Origin of the sequence: Bacillus sp. SJS (assembly GCF_000732485.2) — a bacterium.
Taxonomy (GTDB): domain Bacteria; phylum Bacillota; class Bacilli; order Bacillales; family Bacillaceae; genus Metabacillus_B; species Metabacillus_B sediminis.
Window position 1 is genome coordinate 24,121 of the sequence record NZ_JAQV02000005.1, and the last position, 14,594, is coordinate 38,714.

Genomic DNA, 14,594 nt, shown 5'->3' on the forward strand with positions numbered 1-14,594 from the left:
TGATACGTTCCAAAAAAACAATTTAACACCATATGATACTATTCAAACTCTTATTCTATCGCTTTGTAAAATGCTATTTTGCTTGCCATATTCCTTCCTAATCACTGCATTATGGTTAATCAAAACCATTAACATACTTTTTAGGAATTCATCAAATGGGAGTTTAATTTGCAGATAATTTTTCATAATGCTTCCTTTTAAGTTAAGAACATTGTTATTTAAGTCAATATGCCTCTCTTCTAGCTGATTCAGGGTATTAATACGGATACCAGTTTTAAACATCACCAAAACGGCCACAGCATCCCTTAATTGAATGAAGCTCCCTAAATCGAGTAAAGATAGCAGGATATTAACCTCACGCTCCGTAGCCCCTTCTTTTACCTTTTGATCAACCTTGATATTGATTGTCTTCCAAAACTTAAGTCCAATCCAGCCATTATCAAAGCAGCGGGAGAGAAATGCCTTCAAACATTTTAAACGAGTAAGTTTGGTCTGATTACTTACATTCATGCTATCTAACCATTTATAGATCGAATCCACTGTGATATCAGAAACATATTGTACATTTGTTATCCTTTGAAAATGTTCCACATGAAGGGCATAATCACTTATTGTTCGGCTTCTATTACCGCTTACCTTCATTTGCATTGTAATCGTCTCAAGAGCGGTTGTAATTGACATCAAGTCTTTGGATGCTAGTGTTTGTTCAATAGATGATTTAGAAGCAGTAGAGAGCGAATTGGACACCCTCTCTAAAAGATCTTTAACATCCACTTTAACATCTAACAGTCCCTTGCGTTTGGTCATACAAAAAAACCTCCTATATCATTTAGCGTTAAAGTCAATAACTGGTGTAATTTCTTAAATGACCGTTATACTGACCGTTTCACTAAACGATATAAGAGGTTAATTTGACGGGCTTTAGAACCCGATTTTTGGACGTCCCAGGAGAGATTCGAACTCCCGACCGACGCCTTAGAAGGGCGTTGCTCTATCCAGCTGAGCTACTGGGACATGAATGATTTTGTTTGTCGTTTTTTTGTTTTTGTATCAGCGACAAGATTTATTATATTTTCTTTCGATAATAAAGTCAATAACTTTTCTAAACTTTTTTATGGAAGAGGAGGAATTTCTTCCTCCTCTTATATTTTATGCAAATGTATAGGTTTTTTCCAGTGCTTTTATCGGATTTCCTGAAAAATCATAAAATAGAACATCGGCTTGCTTGCCTTCGAGGCTGATTATAGCATAAGACCTTTCAGGACGCACTCTCGGAAGACGTATGCTGCCCGGATTAATGAACAGGATATTACCGTCCATTTCGGATCCTGCAATATGTGTGTGGCCGAAACAGACAATGGATGCATCTTCTTCCTGTGCTCTATACTTTAAATGATTTAGGGTGGATTTAACCGAATGCAAATGGCCATGAGCAATAAGAAAACGGTACATCCCTGCTTCCTTTACCAGCTCATTCGGAAGCCCCCCGTCAAAATCACAATTCCCCCCGACAATCCACATAGAACGGATGCCAGGGTCGTCTGCCTGCAGCTCAGAGTCACCGCAATGAATAACAGCAGTTACTTCATCCTTATGACGGGCTGTTATCTGTTCCAATTCGTCTGTCAATCCATGGCTGTCACTCATGATGAGAACGTTCATTGCCATCCCCCCGTTAAAAGTACTCTCCAATCAGCTTCTCTAATTTTTTCAGTGCATCGGAACGGTGGCTGATTTTATTTTTTTCCTCGGGCGGAAGCTGGGCCATTGTGGACCCTTTATCCTTCACAAGAAAAATTGGATCATATCCGAATCCATTTAGCCCCTCTGGTTTCTCGGTGATGTATCCTTCCACTGAGCCTTCAACCGTTTTTGTTTCTTTCCCTGGTGCAGCAATCGCAAGCGCACATCTGAATCTGGCTGTTCTCTGGTCCTTTTCCACACCCTTCATGCTTTCAAGAACCTTTTCAATGTTAGCTGCATCATCTTTTTCTTCTCCCGCATAGCGCGCAGAGTAAATACCGGGCTCTCCTCCAAGAGAATCCACAGATAGGCCAGAGTCGTCTGCGATAACAGGTTTTCCTGTCAGCTTGGAGATGGTTTCTGCTTTTAGTATCGCATTTTCTTCGAATGAATGACCCGTTTCTTCCACTTCAGGAAGGTCCTGCAATTCGTTTAATGAGGCAACCTGAAGCCCTTTTGGTTCAAACAGCGCTTTAAATTCTGCTGCCTTCCCTTCATTGCGAGTCGCAATAATGATTTGGCTCATTTGTTCATCCCTCTTTCTCAAGATTTTTGACAATATGAGATCCCCAATCACCTAAAACTGATTTTTGATGTTCGATTAATGTATGTATACCCTCTTCTGCAAGATCTAATAATTGATCCAGCTGTTTTCTGGAAAAAGTGGCTTCTTCACCTGTTCCCTGAAGCTCAACCAGTTCATTTTTGGATGTCATGATCACGTTCATATCCACTTCTGCAGAAGAATCCTCTAGATAATTCAAATCAAGTATTTCACCCAGCTCTGAGTCGATTCCTACAGAGGTTGCTGCAAGAAAATCAGTGATCGGAAGTTCAGACAGAACGTTTTTATCTACAAGCTTGCCCAGTGCAATCGTCATTGCCGTGAATGCACCAGTAATAGAGGCCGTTCTCGTTCCGCCATCCGCTTGAATGACATCACAGTCAATCCAGATCGTCCGCTCGCCGAGCTTGTTCAAATCAACCACTGCTCTCAAAGCCCGTCCGATTAAACGCTGAATTTCCATCGTTCTTCCTGAAATTTTGCCTTTTGAAGATTCCCTGATTGTTCTTTGCTCAGTAGCTCTTGGAAGCATAGAATACTCAGCGGTAATCCAGCCCTTCCCTTGTCCCCTCATGAAAGGAGGCACTCTATCTTCAATACTTGCATTGCATATCACCTTTGTATTCCCAACCGTAATCAGCACAGATCCTTCAGGATGTGTAATAAACTCCGTCACCATTTCAACCGGTCTAAGCTGGTTTCTGCTTCTTCCATCGTTTCTCATCGATCAAACCTCCGTCCAATTAACGGGCCAAACGTCCGCCCCCTCAATAAATAAGAGGCAGCTCCATTACAAGCATGCCTCTTATCTTTCCTTTTATAGTATATCAAAAATCCCGCTTTAAAAACTACCAGTGTTCACATTTGCCGGGCGGGCGACAGGTTTGGCCAGTTTCTGTCCTTTTTCATTTTGAAGGTCAGCCTTTCCGTCAACTGTCAAGGCGACGGTCTCCACACCCTGCTGCTCCGTTAAGGTCAGCACAATGGAATTAAGCACTTTTTCGGAAATAACTTTTTTCTTTTCGTCAAAGCTGCCATAAATGGACTTGTTAAAGTCGAGTGTCACTTTTCCGTTTTCGTATTTCGGGGCCGAATTAAGCTTCACATGACCTTGGAACTCATCCAGAAGCCCACTTGTGCTGGAAGGACCTTTTAACAGCTCTGTAACAGCTGCTGTAATAGGATCCTTTTCTTTATTATCCACCCGTCTTGTGACAGGGACATAATACGTTCCTTTATCATTTTGGCCAAGGAAATAAACAGTCACTGGATGGGTATTCGTGATATCAGTGACATCTGCCGTATCCAGGTTAATTCCGTCCGCTCTTCCCATATCTCCGGAAATTGGAGTTCCATTGACAGGCATTTCATTAAGCGGATGGCCATTCACCCAAATTTTCACTTTTTTCACAGATTCAAATTGGGTAAGCGTCCATGTAACAGACTGGAGAATTTTCAGCTCATCCTCGCGCTTATAATTGGCAAACTCTTTAGAAAAATCTGCTGTTGCTGTACCATCTTTAATGGTGACTCCAAGCACTTCCGTATCCGCAGGCAGCACGGCACGGAATCCGTCAGGAAGAATATTGCTTACAGGTCCGCCATCAACAAGGTATGTCAGCACTTGTTTGGCTGCCCCTTCTTTTTTAGGGAGAGGCAATGCCTGTGAAACAACCATGCCATTTTTATCGATTAAGTATACATCCCTCGAAACAGTCTGAGCCTTTTGCTCCCCTGCTTTTTCTGTATTTGCCGGCTTTACATCCGCATTCTTCCCATCTGTATACGTAACATCCTGCGGCGGATCCACTTCTTTGACCGCTTGCTCTCCTCCGCCGAATATGCCGCAGCCAGATAGCACAATGGAAGTGACGGCAATGGAAGAAACAGCAATGGCTAATTTTTTGTTAACAGGCATGATAATCCCTCCTGAGGCAGTTTGTACTACTATGTATACGAGCCTCTGCAGGATTTATACCGCCCGCTCAAAACATTTTTATACGCAAAAAAGATCCCATGCAAACGGGATCTTTCTTTACGACTGAAGCGCCTCTTCCAAATTAATGGGGTGCACGTTTTCGATTGTCTCTTCGAACCAATTCGATGCGAAGGATTGGAAAAGGTCACGCGGACCTGTAGTGAAAAATTGATGATCCTTTTTGCCGTCTGTTTCATTTAGAGCCTGATGATAGGAAAGAATGGTACTTACTTCCCTTGCTGTTTCATCCCCCGACGAAATCACCTTTACCCCCGGCCCCATAAACTCTTCAATTAATGGTCTGAGAATCGGATAGTGGGTGCAGCCGAGTATCAGTGAATCAAGCGATTGGTTCTTTAGCGGCAGAAGAGACTGTTTGACGATTTCTTTAGCAAGCTCCCCTTCATATTTTCCGCTTTCTACAAGAGGCACAAATTCCGGACATGCAAGACTCTCAACCGTTACTGTCTGTTTCAATGCTTTCAGCGCCTCTTCATAAGCACCGCTTTGAATGGTATTCACTGTGCCGATGACTCCGATATGCTGGTTTTTTTTAAGTTTAATTGCTGTTCTGGCTCCAGGCTGAATAACCCCGATAACAGGGATATCCACCTTGCTTTTAATATCTTCAAGAGCAATCGCCGTTGCTGTATTACACGCTATTACCAGCATTTTAATATGATGGGCAGACAAAAGATAATTTGTCATTTCCCATGTATACTGCAGTACTTGAGATTCAGGACGCGGTCCGTATGGGCAGCGCTGGCTGTCGCCTAAATAAATCAATTCCTCTTTAGGCAGCTGTCTCATCATTTCTTTCGCTACTGTCAGACCGCCTATTCCTGAATCAATGACTCCTATCGGTCTATTCAAAAAATCGCCTCATTCTTCTTTCATTTCCTGTTGCAGTTTATTCAGAAGAAGCTCAAAAGTGAGCCTTTCAGATGGAGTAAAATGAATTAAAAGCTGATCGAGATATTCCTGTCTTTTCTCAATCACCGCTTCGATAATCCGTTCCCCTTCTTTAAGCAAATGAACTCTGACTACCCGCCTGTCTTTCTCATCTCTTATACGGACAACAAGACTGGTCTTCTCCATCCTGTCAACAAGATCTGTGGTCGTGCTGCACGCTAAATACATCCTGCCCGCAAGATCCCCAACCGTCATATCGCCGTGGTCAAGAAGCCACTGAAGTGCTACAAATTGCGGTGGAGTTATTTTATATTCATTCAGTATTTCTCTGCCTTTTTGTTTAATATTCCCCGAAATCCGCCTGAGCGACTTTTCAATATCCGCTACATGGCCTTTTTCAGATCGTTTATCGTTCATCACGCCATACCCCGCTCATTTGCATTAGAAACGATACATTGGCCGTTTCCCTCTGTTATTTTCCTCGTTTTTCTTTAAAAATGCAAGTCCCGCTTATAGTTAGACATGAAAAAACCGGCGGTCCTATGTATAGGCCGGCCGGCAGTTAATCAGAGCTCTAGTTCACCCATCCGAAGGAGCTCTACAACCGCTTGTGAACGCCCCTTGACTCCAAGCTTTTGCATCGCATTCGAAATATGGTTTCGAACTGTTTTTTCGCTGATAAAGAGCTCTCCTGCTATTTCTTTAGTAGTTTTATCCTGGACCAATAATTCGAAAACTTCTCTTTCTCTTTTCGTGAGTAATGGCTTAGATTGATACTCTTTGTCCTTCAATTATTGTAACCCTCCTTGCTAGGTGAGAGCTGCGCTTGCACGTGGGTATCCGATTAGTCAACATATAGTATGTGCTTTCAGGCAGAGCGGTGACTGAATTGAAAATTTCGGGCAGTGATCGGGGCGTCCAATTTTTACAAACCTCTATTGGACTATCCTGTTGATTTCCGCTGCGGGCGTTCGCTCCAATCAACATGTTGCTTTAACTTAGCCTTATACAAAAAAACCGCCGATCTCTACCTTGATAGATCGGCGGTTTCCTTCTTTATTAAGAGCGGTCGCTTCCGAAGAAATTGCGGAAGGCCTGCAAATTGGTATCTCTGTTAAGCGCAGCAATGGATGTCGTAAGCGGAATGCCTTTAGGGCAGGATTGCACACAGTTCTGTGAGTTTCCGCAGTCCTGAAGGCCTCCGTCTCCCATTAAAGCATCGAGACGCTCAGATTTGTTCATCTCCCCTGTTGGATGAGCATTAAACAAACGCACCTGCGATAGCGGAGCAGGTCCGATGAAGTTGGATTTGCTGTTTACATTCGGACAGGCTTCCAAACAAACACCGCAGGTCATACATTTGGATAGTTCATATGCCCACTGGCGCTTTTTCTCCGGCATCCTTGGTCCAGGACCAAGGTCGTACGTTCCATCAATCGGAATCCAGGCTTTAACTTTTTTAAGAGAGTCAAACATTCTGCTGCGGTCAACCTGAAGATCGCGTACGACCGGGAATGTCTTCATCGGCGCAAGACGGATTGGCTGCTCAAGCTGATCAACAAGCGCTGTACAGGACTGGCGCGGTTTGCCGTTGATGACCATTGAACACGCACCGCATACTTCCTCCAGACAGTTCATATCCCAAGTAATGGGAGTTGTTTTTTCTCCCTTTGAGTTTACCGGATTTCTCCTGATTTCCATAAGAGCAGAAATAACATTCATATTCGGGCGGTATTCAAGCTCGAATTCTTCATCATATGGAGCAGCCTCAGGAGAATCCTGCCGTGAAATCACGAATCGGATGATCTTTTTCTCACTCATGCTTTTGCTCCTTTCTTCTTGGAATAATCCCTTTTTCTAGGTGCAATCAAGGACGTATCCACTTCTTCATAATGCAAAGCAGGCGCTTGATGATCGCCTGTGAATTTAGCCATCGTTGTCTTTAGGAAGTCTTCGTCATTACGTTCCGGGAAATCCGGTTTGTAATGAGCTCCGCGGCTTTCATTGCGGTTGTAAGCTCCGAGTACAATTGTACGGGAAAGGTTAAGCATGTTTTTCAGCTGGCGTGTGAAGGCTGCACCCTGATTGCTCCATTTTGCCGTATCGTTAATATTGATTCGGTCATAACGTTGAATCAATTCCTGTATCTTCTCATCTGTTTCCATAAGCTTATCGTTATAGCGTACAACAGTCGCGTTTGCTGTCATCCACTCGCCAAGCTCTCTGTGAAGGACATAAGCATTTTCATTTCCGTCCATGCTCATAATTCCTTCCCACTTAGCCTGCTCTTCCTTTTCATGCCTTTCAAATACGCTAGCCGGCATGTCCTCAGCAAATGTATCAAGTCCCTGTGCATATCTTGCAGCGCTTGGACCCGCAACCATTCCTCCATAAATCGCAGAAAGAAGGGAGTTCGCTCCAAGGCGGTTGGCTCCGTGCATCGAGTAATCGCACTCACCTGCTGCAAACAATCCAGGAATATTCGTCATTTGATCATAGTCAACCCATAGTCCGCCCATAGAATAGTGAACGGCAGGGAAGATTTTCATTGGCACTTTACGCGGATCGTCACCCATGAATTTTTCATAGATTTCAATGATTCCGCCAAGTTTAATATCAAGCTCTTTAGGATCTTTATGGGAAAGATCGAGATAAACCATGTTTTCTCCATTGATCCCAAGCTTCTGATTGACGCAGACATCAAAGATTTCCCTTGTAGCGATATCCCTTGGAACAAGGTTTCCGTAAGCAGGATATTTCTCTTCAAGGAAGTACCATGGCTTCCCATCTTTATAAGTCCAGACACGTCCGCCTTCACCGCGGGCTGATTCACTCATCAGGCGCAGCTTATCGTCTCCGGGGATGGCTGTAGGATGGATTTGAATAAACTCTGCATTTGAATAGTAAGCGCCCTGCTGATAAACGATTGATGCGGCAGAACCGGTATTGATGACAGAGTTCGTTGATTTTCCGAACACAATTCCAGGACCGCCTGTTGCCATAATTACGGCATCGGAACGGAAGGATTTGATTTCCATAGAGGAAAGATTCTGTGCCGTGATACCCCGGCAAACACCGTAATCATCCAGCACAGCCCCAAGGAATTCCCAACCTTCAAACTTTCTTACAAGGCCTGCCACCTCATAGCGGCGAACCTGTTCATCCAATGCATACAATAGCTGCTGCCCTGTTGTTGCACCGGCGAACGCTGTACGGTGATGCTGAGTTCCTCCGAAGCGGCGGAAATCCAAAAGTCCTTCCGGCGTCCGGTTAAACATAACGCCCATACGGTCAAGCAAATGAATAATGGAAGGCGCTGCCTCGCACATTGCTTTTACCGGAGGCTGATTTGCAAGGAAATCCCCTCCGTAAACGGTATCATCAAAATGTTCCCAAGGAGAATCCCCTTCCCCTTTTGTGTTTACCGCTCCGTTGATTCCGCCCTGCGCGCACACAGAGTGAGAACGCTTTACAGGAACCAAAGAAAACAAGTCAACACTGACTCCCTTTTCCGCAGCCTTTATAGTAGCCATCAGGCCGGCCAATCCGCCGCCGACGATAATTACACGATTGTTATTCATCTAGCCCACTCCCTTGATTGACGTCTCCTCATTAAATAAAAGCAAAGATGGAACTAACACCTACATAAGCTAAAGCCGCGAATACAGCCAGTGTTACATACGTAGAAATTAGCTGGGAACGCGGAGTAACCGTAATTCCCCAAGTAACACAGAATGACCAAAGCCCGTTTGCAAAATGGAAAACCGTTGAAACAACACCAATTACGTAAAAAGCGACCATCAGCGGGTTGCTTAAAATATTTTCCATCATGGAAAAGTTAACGGATGCGCCAAATGCCGCAGCAATTCTTGTTTCCCATACATGCCAGCAAACGAACACAAATGTAATGACGCCGGATACACGCTGAAGCACAAACATCCAGTTTCTGAAGTAGCCATATCGGGTAGCATTGTTTTTTGCCGTAAAAGCAATATAAACACCATAAATAGCATGGAATAATAGCGGCAGGAAAATGATTACCGTCTCAAGCACAATCCTGAATGGAAGGCTTTCCATAAAATGAGCAGCATCATTAAATGCTTGTTCTCCCCTAGTAGCAAAGTTGTTAACCACAAGATGCTGAATCAGGAAGATTCCTACAGGAATAACCCCCAGCAGCGAGTGCAGTCTGCGCAGCGCAAACTCCTTATTTCCAGCCATAAATCCTTTACCCCCTAATCAAAGTTCGTTCTAATTTTTTATCGGGTTTCTCTTATCCCCATTTTTCAGCCCGGAACACGAGAGGATTAGTTACTGGCAAGCTATTAAAATAGCATTTCACCCCAAAATATTTCCTGAAATCGCTGGCTTTTCCTTCACCTGCAAGATTAGGAAGCAAGTATCTCAATCTGGCATTGAGCAGTTGGAAACTTTTAACTAATCGCTGTTCCACCTTAATAATAACTGATAAAATGTGACAAATTCATTTTACTCCTAACATTATAGAGCGTCAAGAAAACGTGTTCATAAATTATAATTTTCGGAATTGTTATGGATTTTTACAAAATTAATTTTATTAATATATTGAAATATAGAAAAAAATATGTATATAAACTTTTGGTCCTTGCTGTAAAATTGTCATCCAAACTTAAAATGGCTATAAAACAAGAGTGTTTCTTAGCTTATAGACGAGAACTCTCCATTGATGCACGCTGCTCTGCTAATCTTCCTTTTATTTCATGTTAATCCCCCCCTCTCTGATATATAATGGGCTTAGAAAGAGGGGAAAGAATATGAAAAGTATCCGTAATCAGGTAGAGGCTGGAGCATTTGAGGATTTGAGCGTCCCTGCTTTTGGCCATGAGCTGCTTCGTGAAATCCTGCTTCCCGAAATCCTCGGACAGGAGTATCAGTCCATGCTTTATTGGGCTGGCAGAAAGCTTGCCAGGCATTACCCGCTGGAAGCTGTAGAAGAACTTCCTCAGTTTTTTACACAAGCAGGCTGGGGAACCTTATCTCTCGTACATAAGAAACAGGGTGAAATGGAATTTGAATTATCATCAGACATCATTCAGCTGCGCTTTCAATCGAAAAAGGAGCCATCCTTTCAGCTGGAAGCCGGATTTATTGCAGAACAGGTGCAAACAATCGGCAAGCATGCCGCTGAAAGCTTTGAGCAGGTGAAACGCCGAACCGGAAAAGTAATTCTGACTGTAAAATGGGATAAAAAAGACATGATTGCTGAGTAAGCAAAAAACAGGCAAACCCTCGGGTGCCTGTTTTTTCATTATCTTACGGGTGCTTTTTGGCCAGACAGTTCGAATGCTTCATGCAGCGCTTCTACTGCACGGACCATATCCTCCTGTTCAACTACAGTTGACACCTTTATTTCAGAAGTACTAACCATCTTTACCTGAATGCCTTCTTTTGCCAGAACAGAAAACATTCCTGCTGCCACACCTGGATTGGAAACCATTCCAGAGCCAACAATGGAAACCTTCGAAAGACCTTTTTCAGACTCGATTTTTTTAAATTTTATTTTGCCTTTATGCGTTTCAAGCACGTCAATCGTTTCTTCAAGATCGTTTGTTTTAACGGAGAAAGAAATAGACGCATTCTCTTTATCTGTCACACTCTGAATAATGATATCTACATTCACGCCATTCTCTGCAAGTGTAGTGAAAATGGTAGAAAGCGTACTTAAGTCATTCGGAAGACCGCATACTGATACTCTCGTAACCTGATCCTCAAATGCAATCCCTTTAACAATTAAATTTTCTTCCAACGTACTTTCCTCCTCGATTAGCGTTCCGCGTTCATCATGCATACTGGAACGCACTTCTAATGCAACTTGATAATTCTTTGCAAATTCAACTGCTCTCGGATGAAGAACACCAGCTCCAAGATTAGCAAGCTCAAGCATCTCATCATAGGAAATTCCGGCAAGCTTCCTCGCTCCCTGAATGTAGCGCGGATCTGTTGTGTATACACCGGTTACGTCTGTATAGATATCGCACTTATCTGCTTTAAGAGCGGCAGCCAGTGCAACTGCAGTTGTATCCGAGCCTCCGCGTCCGAGTGTTGTAATTTCTCCGTTCTCATCTTTCCCCTGAAAGCCGGCAGCAACCACAATTCTCCCGTGAGCGAGATCATTTGAGATCCGATCATCCTCAATATTTGTAATTCTGGCATTCCCATGACGGGATTCGGTTAAAATGCCCGCCTGTCCGCCTGTATAGGAAACCGCTTCATACCCTCTTTCCTGAAGAGCCATTGTTAATAGCGAAATCGTGACCTGCTCGCCGGTTGTCAGCAGCATATCCATTTCTCTCTTGCTTGGTTTCGACGTAATTTCTCCTGCCAGTGAAACGAGCTGATCCGTTGTTTTTCCCATTGCCGACACCACTACCACGATGTCATGACCGTTCTCCTTTTCCTGAATCACCCTGTTTGCAACATTCAAAATTCTTTCTACAGATCCCACGGATGTTCCGCCGAATTTTTGCACGATCAGTCCCACGCGTTATCGCTCCTTTGGTCAAAGTAAATCGCAAGTTCAAACGTTAGAGGCCAAAATAAAAAGCAATGAGACAGACATCTCATTGCTTGCATAAACGAAAAAATTCTTCATTCATACAATGAGATAGCTCTCCAAGATTAATCTTGACAGCCCTGCATTTATTCAATGCAAAACCAGAAGAAACAGCAATGGCACCCTTTCTTCTTCGGCGACGCTCCCCTTTCAGCATAAGTAAACGGAAACCATTTTCCTGTTTATGCTTACTATTGAAGTTCGCACCTCTATCGTCATTTAACGAACTAAACGACCGTATTAAATTAGTTTGTATTGTAGCAAAGGTTTCAGGAAAGCACAAGCTTATTCTTTTAATTTTTCATAGATTAGCTCTGCGGTTGCATAAGGTACTCCCGCTTCCTTGATCTGATCAACAGTAGCTTCCTTCATTTTTTTAACGGATCCAAAATGCTTAAGCAGCATCTTCCTCCGCTTTTCCCCAATGCCTGGAATCTCATCCAAGATAGATTGGATTGCATTTTTCCCTCGCACTTGCCGATGAAAGGTGATCGCAAATCGGTGAACCTCATCCTGAATTCGCTGAAGCAGGTAAAATTCCTGTGAATTCCGTTCCAGCTGAATCAGTTCAAGAGGATCTCCAAGCATGAGATTGGACGTGCGATGCTTGTCATCCTTCACAAGACCGGCAACGGGAATTTCCAGCGCCAGTTCATTTTCAAGCACATCCTTAGCTGCAGAAATCTGGCCCTTACCCCCATCAATTACGATCAGGTCCGGCAGCGGCAGATTTTCCTTTAATGCACGGGTATACCTTCTCCTTACTACCTCTCTCATTGACTCATAATCATCCGGACCCGTTACAGTGCGGATTTTATATTTCCTGTACTCCTTTTTCGCCGGTTTTCCATCGATAAAAACGATCATCGCAGAAACAGGATCAGAACCTTGGATGTTGGAGTTATCAAAAGCTTCAATCCGGATCGGCACAGCAATCCCGAGCTTCTCCCCTAAATTTTCAATCGCCTTAATCGTCCGCTCTTCATCCCGTTCAATAAGAGAGAACTTTTCCCCAAGAGCAATTTTGGCATTTTTATGGGCAAGCATCAGTAAATCCTTCTTCGCTCCACGCTTAGGCTGCAGAGCACGAATATTCAAAAGCTGCTCAGCCATAACTGCATCTGCGCTATCGGGAATCATGATTTCTTTCGGAAGAAAATGACTGCTCTGCTGATAAAATTGCCCAAGGAAAGTTAAAAATTCTTCATCCGGTTCATTATAAATAGGAAACATTGAAACATCCCGTTCAATCAGTTTCCCCTGACGCACGAAAAATACCTGAACACACATCCAGCCTTTATCATACGCATATGCAAATACATCCCTGTCTACAAAGTCGGTCATCGACATCTTTTGCTTCTCCATCGTAGCTTCAATGTGAACAATTTGATCTCTGTATTCCTTTGCCCTTTCAAAATCCATCGCTTCGGATGCTTTGTACATTTTATCAGTTAAATCCGTTTTAATTTCTTCGTAGCCGCCATTTAGAAAACGGCTGATGTCATCGACCATTTTCCGGTTCGTCTCAGCGGTAACATCATAGACGCATGGTGCCAGACACTGCCCCATGTGATAGTAAAGACAAACCCGGTCAGGCATACTGTTGCATTTCCGGAGCGGATACAGCCGGTCAAGCAGCTTTTTCGTTTCCCTTGCTGCCTGCACATTCGGATACGGCCCAAAGTATTTCCCCTTATCCTTTTTAATTTTCCTCGTAACAATCAGGCGCGGGTGCCGTTCTCCCGTAATTTTAATAAAAGGAAAGGATTTATCATCCTTCAGCATCACATTATATTTAGGATCGTATTTTTTAATTAAATTCATTTCCAGAATCAGCGCTTCTATATTCGAGGACGTTACGATGTATTCAAAGTCCTCAATTTCATTAACCAGCCTCTGCGTCTTCCCATCATGAGAACCGCTGAAGTAAGATCGGACGCGGTTTTTTATAACCTTCGCTTTACCGACATAAATAATGGTTCCCTGCCTGTCTTTCATTAAATAACAGCCTGGCTGATCGGGAAGGAGGGCTAATTTTTCTCTGATTTTATCTCTCATCTAACCACTTCCATCCAGTCATTTGCCTTTTATTGTACGATAAATGCACGAAAATTACTAAGAATAGCCTTCTATAACCTGTTCGTCCGGTCCGCATTTTTGGCCGATCCTTTTATTCTGGCCGTTCGAGTCTCGATTCTGGCCGTTGATCCGGGTTTTCTGGCCGTTCTTACACCGTTTCTGGCCGATCGAGTTATTCTGTCCGTCCGCTACCCTTTTTTAGCCGTTCGTGTCTATATTCTGGCCGTTGATCCCGGTTTTCTGGCCGTTCTCACGCCTTATCTGGCCGATCGATTTATTCTGTCCGTCTGCTACCCTTTTTTAGCCGTTCGTGTCTATATTCTGGCCGTTGATCCGGGTTTTCTGGCCGTTCTCTCATCGTATCTGGCCGATCGATTTATTCTGTCCGTCCGCTACCATTTATTCCGAACGTGTCTCGATTTTGGCCGTTAATCCGGGTTTTCTGGCCGTTCTCACATCGTTTCTGGCCGATCGAGTTATTCTGTCCGTCCGCTACCCTTTTTTAGCCGTTCGTGTCTCGATTTTGGCCGTTGATCCGGGTTTTCTGGCCGGCCCAATAATTCTGTCCGCCCGCGCAGTTTTATTGTACCGGACTGCAGTTTTAGATATTAGCATTATTGGACTAGACTATTGATTGTTGTTGGCTTTCTCTCCAATCAACAAGTCTTAACAATAAAGCTCACATTTTACCTTAGCCTATATAATAAAAAAATCAGCCCCGAAAG

Annotated in this window: 15 protein-coding genes, 1 tRNA gene and 1 riboswitch; of the genes, 2 read left to right on the forward strand and 14 right to left on the reverse strand. The window is 43.6% G+C overall.

Annotated elements, in window-relative coordinates; all coding sequences use genetic code 11:
- Positions 1 to 42: 42 nt before the first annotated feature.
- The 12 genes from AS29_RS03260 to AS29_RS03315 all read right to left on the reverse strand — a co-directional run bounded on the left by AS29_RS03260 (position 43) and on the right by AS29_RS03315 (position 9,419).
- Positions 43 to 807 carry a tyrosine-type recombinase/integrase gene (locus AS29_RS03260; RefSeq protein WP_035410809.1) on the reverse strand — a complete coding sequence of 255 codons (765 nt, stop codon included), beginning with the start codon at positions 805 to 807 and terminating at the stop codon, positions 43 to 45.
- Between the two features lie 133 nt (positions 808 to 940).
- Positions 941 to 1,014 (reverse strand) — tRNA-Arg (locus AS29_RS03265).
- A gap of 135 nt (positions 1,015 to 1,149) precedes the next feature.
- Positions 1,150 to 1,662, reverse strand: a complete 513-nt coding sequence (locus AS29_RS03270; RefSeq protein WP_035410812.1) for a metallophosphoesterase family protein — start codon at positions 1,660 to 1,662, stop codon at positions 1,150 to 1,152.
- Between the two features lie 13 nt (positions 1,663 to 1,675).
- The gene (locus AS29_RS03275) at positions 1,676 to 2,269 is read right to left on the reverse strand and encodes an XTP/dITP diphosphatase (protein ID WP_035410814.1); all 594 of its coding nucleotides are present in this window, start codon (positions 2,267 to 2,269) and stop codon (positions 1,676 to 1,678) included.
- A gap of 4 nt (positions 2,270 to 2,273) precedes the next feature.
- Positions 2,274 to 3,032: a ribonuclease PH gene (rph, locus tag AS29_RS03280; RefSeq protein WP_035410817.1), complete on the reverse strand. Its 759-nt coding sequence runs from the start codon at positions 3,030 to 3,032 to the stop codon at positions 2,274 to 2,276.
- 117 nt (positions 3,033 to 3,149) lie between these two features.
- Positions 3,150 to 4,226 carry a GerMN domain-containing protein gene (locus tag AS29_RS03285; protein WP_035410821.1) on the reverse strand — a complete coding sequence of 359 codons (1,077 nt, stop codon included), beginning with the start codon at positions 4,224 to 4,226 and terminating at the stop codon, positions 3,150 to 3,152.
- A gap of 117 nt (positions 4,227 to 4,343) precedes the next feature.
- The gene (racE, locus tag AS29_RS03290; RefSeq protein WP_035410824.1) at positions 4,344 to 5,159 is read right to left on the reverse strand and encodes a glutamate racemase; all 816 of its coding nucleotides are present in this window, start codon (positions 5,157 to 5,159) and stop codon (positions 4,344 to 4,346) included.
- A gap of 9 nt (positions 5,160 to 5,168) precedes the next feature.
- Entirely contained in the window at positions 5,169 to 5,615 is a 447-nt protein-coding gene (locus AS29_RS03295; protein ID WP_035410827.1) for a MarR family winged helix-turn-helix transcriptional regulator, read from the reverse strand.
- 149 nt (positions 5,616 to 5,764) lie between these two features.
- Complete coding sequence (gene gerE / locus AS29_RS03300; protein ID WP_035410829.1) at positions 5,765 to 5,989, reverse strand: spore germination transcription factor GerE; 225 nt, start codon at positions 5,987 to 5,989, stop codon at positions 5,765 to 5,767.
- A gap of 268 nt (positions 5,990 to 6,257) precedes the next feature.
- Positions 6,258 to 7,019 carry a succinate dehydrogenase iron-sulfur subunit gene (gene sdhB / locus AS29_RS03305; protein WP_035410832.1) on the reverse strand — a complete coding sequence of 254 codons (762 nt, stop codon included), beginning with the start codon at positions 7,017 to 7,019 and terminating at the stop codon, positions 6,258 to 6,260.
- Entirely contained in the window at positions 7,016 to 8,779 is a 1,764-nt protein-coding gene (gene sdhA / locus AS29_RS03310) for a succinate dehydrogenase flavoprotein subunit (RefSeq protein WP_035410834.1), read from the reverse strand. The genes sdhB and sdhA overlap by 4 nt, the downstream gene beginning before the upstream one ends.
- Before the next feature lie 31 nt (positions 8,780 to 8,810).
- On the reverse strand, positions 8,811 to 9,419 hold the full coding sequence (locus tag AS29_RS03315; protein ID WP_035410837.1) for a succinate dehydrogenase cytochrome b558 subunit: 609 nt from the start codon (positions 9,417 to 9,419) through the stop codon (positions 8,811 to 8,813).
- Between the two features lie 572 nt (positions 9,420 to 9,991).
- Between AS29_RS03315 and AS29_RS03320 the strand changes: the two genes are divergently transcribed.
- On the forward strand, positions 9,992 to 10,447 hold the full coding sequence (locus AS29_RS03320) for a YslB family protein (RefSeq protein WP_035410840.1): 456 nt from the start codon (positions 9,992 to 9,994) through the stop codon (positions 10,445 to 10,447).
- Between the two features lie 38 nt (positions 10,448 to 10,485).
- Here AS29_RS03320 and AS29_RS03325 read toward each other — a convergent pair whose 3' ends face one another.
- Both AS29_RS03325 and uvrC read right to left on the reverse strand, forming a co-directional pair.
- On the reverse strand, positions 10,486 to 11,718 hold the full coding sequence (locus AS29_RS03325; RefSeq protein ID WP_035410844.1) for an aspartate kinase: 1,233 nt from the start codon (positions 11,716 to 11,718) through the stop codon (positions 10,486 to 10,488).
- A 116-nt stretch (positions 11,719 to 11,834) separates the two neighbouring features.
- A riboswitch (Lysine riboswitch) is annotated at positions 11,835 to 12,010 on the reverse strand.
- Between the two features lie 65 nt (positions 12,011 to 12,075).
- Entirely contained in the window at positions 12,076 to 13,848 is a 1,773-nt protein-coding gene (gene uvrC / locus AS29_RS03330) for an excinuclease ABC subunit UvrC (protein ID WP_035410847.1), read from the reverse strand.
- Positions 13,849 to 13,947: 99 nt separating this feature from the next.
- On the opposite strand from uvrC, the gene AS29_RS21210 reads away from it, so the two are divergent.
- On the forward strand, positions 13,948 to 14,301 hold the full coding sequence (locus AS29_RS21210; protein WP_156505852.1) for a hypothetical protein: 354 nt from the start codon (positions 13,948 to 13,950) through the stop codon (positions 14,299 to 14,301).
- The last annotated feature ends 293 nt before the right edge of the window (positions 14,302 to 14,594 follow it).